Raw genomic sequence first — 6,392 nt, 5'->3', positions numbered from 1 at the left:
AGATGGTTATAAGAGACAGCAATTGAGCTACACCGACAAAAAGGGTGGCTCGAGACGGAATCGAACCGCCGACACGAGGATTTTCAGTCCTCTGCTCTACCGACTGAGCTATCGAGCCAAATAATGGCGGTCCCGACGGGAATCGAACCCGCGATCTCCTGCGTGACAGGCAGGCATGTTAACCGCTACACCACGGGACCACACTAAAGATTTTTTTGGTTGCGGGGACAGGATTTGAACCTGCGACCTTCGGGTTATGAGCCCGACGAGCTACCAGACTGCTCCACCCCGCGATAATTATAATGGTGGAGGATGACGGGTTCGAACCGCCGACCCTCTGCTTGTAAGGCAGATGCTCTCCCAGCTGAGCTAATCCTCCAAAGTATATTTACTTGTGTTAAATGGTGACCCGTACGGGATTCCGACGCACGTTTACGTGCTAGTCCAGTGCTGATAAGCTACTGGGGAACCCTGGTGAGAATCCACCGATTTACTTGTGTTAAATGGTGACCCGTACGGGATTCGAACCCGTGTTACCGCCGTGAAAGGGCGGTGTCTTAACCGCTTGACCAACGGGCCATATTCGGAATTTCCGTCTGGCGGAGAGCAAGGGATTCGAACCCTTGAGACAGCTTATAACCGCCTACACGATTTCCAATCGTGCTCCTTCGGCCAACTCGGACAGCTCTCCAGATTGGCTCCACAGGTAGGATTCGAACCTACGACCGATCGGTTAACAGCCGATAGCTCTACCACTGAGCTACTGTGGAATAATAAAAAAGAATCNTACAACCCCAAAAAGCAAGCTTCTTGGTTTGGGCTCTTCCCTCTTCGCTCGCCGCTACTAAGGGAATCGATGTTTCTTTCTCTTCCTCTGGGTACTTAGATGTTTCAGTTCCCCAGGTTACCTTCTTTACGCTATGAATTCACGTAAAGATACTATCCGATTAAGGATAGTGGGTTTCCCCATTCGGAAATCCCCGGATCAAAGCTTACTTACAGCTCCCCGAAGCATATCGCTGTTCGTTGCGTCCTTCATCGGCTCCTAGTGCCAAGGCATCCACCGTGCGCTCTTTATAGCTTAACCTAAATTTGTCTAGTAAAATGCGTTATAAGCACATTTTACTTTTCGATATTCTAAGATCGGTTTTTGTACGATGAATCTCGACTATATAATATAATCAAAATATCAATGATTCGTTATTTGGTTTTCAAAGAACAACAACCCGCCTTAAGCGGATTTTTATTATATCACTCACTTTCTTAAAAAGAAAGCGGTAATCTTTGAGAGATATCCTCTCAAAACTAAACAAACGTCTAAGCAGCCAATCTAAAAATTGAAAATGTNTGAGACAGTGTCCAAATCGTTACGCCTTTCGTGCGGGTCGGAACTTACCCGACAAGGAATTTCGCTACCTTAGGACCGTTATAGTTACGGCCGCCGTTTACTGGGGCTTCGATTCAGAGCTTCTCCTAATGGATAACCCCTCCTCTTAACCTTCCAGCACCGGGCAGGCGTCAGCCCCTATACTTCGCCTTGTNGTTTTTGTAAAAGAGCGATGCTCTTTGTATATTCCTTAGAAAGGAGGTGATCCAGCCGCACCTTCCGATACGGCTACCTTGTTACGACTTCACCCCAATCATCTACCCCACCTTCGGCGGCTGGTTCCAAAAGGTTACCTCACCGACTTCGGGTGTTGCAAACTCTCGTGGTGTGACGGGCGGTGTGTACAAGGCCCGGGAACGTATTCACCGCAGCATGCTGATCTGCGATTACTAGCGATTCCGACTTCATGCAGGCGAGTTGCAGCCTGCAATCCGAACTGAGAGTGACTTTATGGGATTAGCTCCGCCTTGCGACTTCGCGACCCTTTGTATCACCCATTGTAGCACGTGTGTAGCCCAAGTCATAAGGGGCATGATGATTTGACGTCATCCCCACCTTCCTCCGGTTTGTCACCGGCAGTCACCTTAGAGTGCCCAACTAAATGCTGGCAACTAAGATCAAGGGTTGCGCTCGTTGCGGGACTTAACCCAACATCTCACGACACGAGCTGACGACAACCATGCACCACCTGTCACCTTGTCCCCCGAAGGGGAAAACTCTATCTCTAGAGCGTGCAAGGGATGTCAAGACTTGGTAAGGTTCTTCGCGTTGCTTCGAATTAAACCACATGCTCCACCGCTTGTGCGGGCCCCCGTCAATTCCTTTGAGTTTCAGTCTTGCGACCGTACTCCCCAGGCGGAGTGCTTAGTGCGTTAGCGACAGCACCGAGGGTTGGACCCCCCGACACCTAGCACTCATCGTTTACAGCGTGGACTACCAGGGTATCTAATCCTGTTCGCTCCCCACGCTTTCGCGCCTCAGCGTCAGTTGCAGACCAGAGAGTCGCCTTCGCCACTGGTGTTCCTCCATATCTCTACGCATTTCACCGCTACACATGGAATTCCACTCTCCTCTTCTGCACTCAAGCTTTCCAGTTTCCAATGACCCTCCACGGTTGAGCCGTGGGCTTTCACATCAGACTTAAGAAGCCGCCTGCGCGCGCTTTACGCCCAATAATTCCGGATAACGCTTGCCACCTACGTATTACCGCGGCTGCTGGCACGTAGTTAGCCGTGGCTTTCTGGTTAGGTACCGTCAAGGTACCGCCCTATTTGAACGATACTTGTTCTTCCCTAACAACAGAGTTTTACGATCCGAAGACCTTCATCACTCACGCGGCGTTGCTCCGTCAGACTTTCGTCCATTGCGGAAGATTCCCTACTGCTGCCTCCCGTAGGAGTTTGGGCCGTGTCTCAGTCCCAATGTGGCCGATCACCCTCTCAGGTCGGCTACGCATCGTTGCCTTGGTCGGCTGTTACCCTACCAACTAGCTAATGCGCCGCGGGCCCATCCTTAAGTGATAGCCGAAAGCCATCTTTTATCATTAGACCATGCGGTCTAATCAGTTATCCGGTATTAGCACCGATTTCTCGATGTTATCCCAGTCTTAAGGGCAGGTTGCCCACGTGTTACTCACCCGTCCGCCGCTAACCTCAAAGGAGCAAGCTCCTCGTCGGTTCGCTCGACTTGCATGTATTAGGCACGCCGCCAGCGTTCATCCTGAGCCAGGATCAAACTCTCAAATAAAAGTTTTGCGTTGGCTCTTTAGAATTGACTAGAGATGCATTTTATACAAATTGTATATCGTACATTCTATTGCTTGACGTTTCGTTTAGTTTTCAAAGGACATCACCGCTTTTCGAAAGCGACTTTTAAAGCATAACATAGTTTCTTATAACAAGTCAACTATTATTTTTAAAAATATTTTTGTTTTCATCACCTCTTGGCGACGTATAAAAATATAACATGTATTTTTAAAAGTGTCAACTACTTTTCTCAACAAAATATAATCTTTCATTTAAATTCGCAATAGTCGTTTCTACTCCTACTACTTTTACGATATCTTTTTCAACTAAAAACTCTAACAAAGTTACTAAATACAAAGAATACATTTTTAATTCTTCTTGTCTTACTAAATCTTGAATCGACCATAGTCTATTTCTCTTTTGCATAATATTCACTAGATGCAAAGAACCCATTTTTAGTTTTGTTACAACAGAAAAATCACATGCTAAAAATAATAATTCTAATTTTTTCTCTAACAATTCATTACTAGTAATGAATTCTTCGTATAATTTATATGTTTCTAGGTCAATTTCTTTTACTTGTTTCCAAACAGTTAATTCTGGATGGACACCATACTCCGCAACCGCAAGATGAGCTAAATGATGCAATGCATGTACGACATGATTATAGGAATCGAAATGGTGTTGGTAACCAAACAATTCTTTTGCTTTTGTAAAATGAAATAAAAACTTCGCAAACTCTACACCCATTTTTTTTTGCCGCTCGTCTACAGGAAATGCCTTTAATAATTTAATGGTCTTCGTCATAAATAAATCCCGTTCAAAAATGATTTCACCATTTAGTAACCAACGCACTAATCGTTTAGATTCTCCAGTAATCAATAAATGATGCAGTGTTCTTTCGTCCATCGTATAAACTGCTATTTTACGTTGTAAATATTGATAGTGTTTAATTTGATAAATGGTTTTTGAGCTATGGATGATTACTAACATAATCATATGAAAATGGTCCGTACTTGCATTAAATGTTTGCTTAGATTCATACGCTACAATTCCTTTTGTATTTTCATCTTTTTTAAATACTTCATATATATTTGTTAAAACTTTTTCCATAAGACATTCCATCCTCACACTTTTTCTTTATCTATATCATCATTTATTCTTTTTCATCCCACTAGAATTCACAAAAAAATAGTTTCTTCTTTTCGTCTGTCTATCCCGTCATTTATCCTAAACAAAAATCATTTATTTTGCACTAAAAAAGATAAAATATCTACCTACTCTTTTTTTATCTACATACTTATTGTCTTTCTAATTTCGACAAATTCATAAGCAATTCCTTTTATTTTTAAACAGTTATCATTGTTGTATAATCAATTATCATGCTATATTATGAATGAAGTAGGAGGGCAAACAATGACTAAAAATAACACAAAACAAAAAAGCAAAATTAATCGAATTCGAACTTTTGCATTAAGTTTAATATTTATTGGTTTCTTTATTATGTATATTGGGATTTTCTTTAAGAAGAGTCCAATTGTAATGACAATCTTTATGGTTCTTGGATTTATAGCAATCATTTTGAGTACTGTTGTTTACTTTTGGATTGGTATGCTATCAACGAAAACCGTACAAGTTATCTGTCCAACTTGTAATAAACCGACCAAAATATTAGGTCGCGTAGATGCTTGTATGCATTGTAATCAACCGATTACATTAGATCCTAACTTAGATGGGATAGAATTCGACGAGAAATACAACAGCAAAAAATACGGAAAAAAAACTGAAAGCAATTCGTAGTTGCTTTCAGTTTTTTAATGTTTTTTATTTTGTTGACATTCCAGACATATGCCATATACTTCCATGCGATGTGAATTTACTTTAAATCCTGTAACATGCTGTGCTACAGATTCCACTTCATTTAAAATAGGATAATAAAAATCTACAATTTTTCCACACTCTTCACAAATGGCATGGTAATGCTCTGTCGTAACCCAGTCAAAGCGACTTGATGCATCTCCATAGGTCAATTCTTTTACTAACCCTGCTTCTTTGAATACACGCAAATTATTGTATACAGTTGCTACACTCATATTTGGAAAATTATCTTCTAATGCTTTAAAAATTTCATCTGCTGTTGGATGTGACATGGATTCGATCAAATATTCTAATATGGCATGACGTTGTGGTGTAATTCTTACACCAGATGACTTTAATGTTGCAATTGCTTCTTTTAATACTGTATCTCCCATCGTCATGCACCCCCATACTTTATTATTTAACATTAATTATTAATTTATACTATTTATAATTAGTTTACATGCAAAAGAACGGTCTTGTCAAACAAACCGTTCTTACTCCCAACAATCTACTAGTTCTCTTCCTCTTGATGTAGCGTACGTTCTACTTCCTGCAACTTTTGATTAATGTAACGTGCTCCGACAAACAAAAAGTCAGAAAGACGATTTAAATACGCAAGTACTAATGGATTAACATCTTCCCCAATTTCCACAGCACTTCTTTCTGCTCTTCTGACAACCGTTCGTGCCACATGCAATGTAGCACCCGCATTCGAACCTCCAGGCAGTACAAAGTTTGTTAAGGTAGGTAATTTTTGATCCCATTCGTCCATTGTTTCTTCCAAGATTTCAATATCCTTTTCTTGTATTTCCCACATTACTTTTTTTCCTTTTGGAGTTGCCAATTCTGCTCCTACATGAAATAATACTGTTTGGATACGATGGAAAATAGAATATACTTCTTGGTATAGTTCTTCCTTTTCCTTTTTTAAATGTGACATACCTAATCCGATTAACGAATTCGCTTCATCACATGTACCATATGCTTTTACCTGTGGATTGTATTTCTTTACACGATCTCCATAAATCAATGATGTTGTCCCTTTATCCCCAGTTCGCGTATATATTTTCATCTCAAACAGCCCCTTTTCTTTTCCAATTTGTTTCATTGTAAAAAAACAGCTAACAGAAAGCAATAAAGAAATCTTCCAGATCAACAGATATTTTCATTCGAAATGAATAAAAAACGGACAATACTTTTTATAAAAGTTTGTCCGTTCTTTTCTTTCGATGGGTTTATATCGTTCAAATATTAGGAAGTTTTTTTACATTTCTTCTTTAATAAATGTAAGTGCTTGTTCTACATGGTCTTTTACTCGAACTTTTCTCCATTCTTTCATTATGATTCCTTCCTTGTTCATAACGAAAGTAGATCGTTCGATGCCCATGTACTCTTTTCCA

General features: G+C 40.8%; 4 protein-coding genes, 6 tRNA genes, 1 rRNA gene, 1 pseudogene and 1 other annotated feature. Of the genes and pseudogenes, 1 reads left to right on the top strand and 11 read right to left on the bottom strand.

Features of this window, described 5'->3' with window-relative positions; translation table 11 throughout:
- Positions 1-45: 45 nt before the first annotated feature.
- The 8 genes from BN1372_RS03390 to BN1372_RS03350 form a co-directional block, all read right to left on the bottom strand.
- Positions 46-118: transfer RNA gene (locus BN1372_RS03390), tRNA-Phe, on the bottom strand.
- 6 nt (positions 119-124) lie between these two features.
- Positions 125-200, bottom strand: a tRNA-Asp gene (locus BN1372_RS03385).
- 16 nt (positions 201-216) lie between these two features.
- Positions 217-293 (bottom strand) — tRNA-Met (locus tag BN1372_RS03380).
- A gap of 10 nt (positions 294-303) precedes the next feature.
- A tRNA-Val gene (locus tag BN1372_RS03375) sits at positions 304-379 on the bottom strand.
- Positions 380-504: 125 nt separating this feature from the next.
- Positions 505-579 (bottom strand) — tRNA-Glu (locus BN1372_RS03370).
- A gap of 18 nt (positions 580-597) precedes the next feature.
- A tRNA-Ser gene (locus tag BN1372_RS03365) sits at positions 598-691 on the bottom strand.
- 13 nt (positions 692-704) lie between these two features.
- Positions 705-1,047, bottom strand: a sequence feature (23S ribosomal RNA rRNA prediction is too short).
- Between the two features lie 534 nt (positions 1,048-1,581).
- Positions 1,582-3,133, bottom strand: a 16S ribosomal RNA gene (locus BN1372_RS03355).
- A 236-nt stretch (positions 3,134-3,369) separates the two neighbouring features.
- On the bottom strand, positions 3,370-4,245 hold the full coding sequence (locus BN1372_RS03350; RefSeq protein ID WP_062197465.1) for a nucleotidyltransferase-like protein: 876 nt from the start codon (positions 4,243-4,245) through the stop codon (positions 3,370-3,372).
- A gap of 303 nt (positions 4,246-4,548) precedes the next feature.
- On the opposite strand from BN1372_RS03350, the gene BN1372_RS03345 reads away from it, so the two are divergent.
- Positions 4,549-4,932: a YgzB family protein gene (locus tag BN1372_RS03345; RefSeq protein ID WP_062197464.1), complete on the top strand. Its 384-nt coding sequence runs from the start codon at positions 4,549-4,551 to the stop codon at positions 4,930-4,932.
- 14 nt (positions 4,933-4,946) lie between these two features.
- Here the strand turns inward: BN1372_RS03345 and perR are convergent, their stop codons facing one another.
- The 3 genes and pseudogenes from perR to BN1372_RS03330 form a co-directional block, all read right to left on the bottom strand.
- Positions 4,947-5,384, bottom strand: coding sequence for a peroxide-responsive transcriptional repressor PerR (gene perR, locus BN1372_RS03340; protein WP_062197463.1), 438 nt, complete (start codon positions 5,382-5,384; stop codon positions 4,947-4,949).
- 119 nt (positions 5,385-5,503) lie between these two features.
- On the bottom strand, positions 5,504-6,064 hold the full coding sequence (locus BN1372_RS03335; protein WP_062201068.1) for a cob(I)yrinic acid a,c-diamide adenosyltransferase: 561 nt from the start codon (positions 6,062-6,064) through the stop codon (positions 5,504-5,506).
- Between the two features lie 192 nt (positions 6,065-6,256).
- Positions 6,257-6,392, bottom strand: a pseudogene (locus BN1372_RS03330) (peroxiredoxin); the annotation flags it as partial.

The sequence above is a fragment of the Massilibacterium senegalense genome (assembly GCF_001375675.1).
GTDB classification, from domain to species: Bacteria; Bacillota; Bacilli; order Bacillales; family Massilibacteriaceae; genus Massilibacterium; species Massilibacterium senegalense.
This window is presented reverse-complemented; position numbering and strand designations above follow the sequence as displayed.

Bases quoted from the DNA above. Each gene is read 5' to 3' on its own strand.
- BN1372_RS03345 (WP_062197464.1), top strand. From the start codon at position 4,549: ATGACTAAAAATAACACAAAACAAAAAAGCAAAATTAATCGAATTCGA.
- perR (WP_062197463.1), bottom strand. From the start codon at position 5,384: ATGGGAGATACAGTATTAAAAGAAGCAATTGCAACATTAAAGTCATCT.
- BN1372_RS03335 (WP_062201068.1), bottom strand. From the start codon at position 6,064: ATGAAAATATATACGCGAACTGGGGATAAAGGGACAACATCATTGATT.
- BN1372_RS03350 (WP_062197465.1), bottom strand. From the start codon at position 4,245: ATGGAAAAAGTTTTAACAAATATATATGAAGTATTTAAAAAAGATGAA.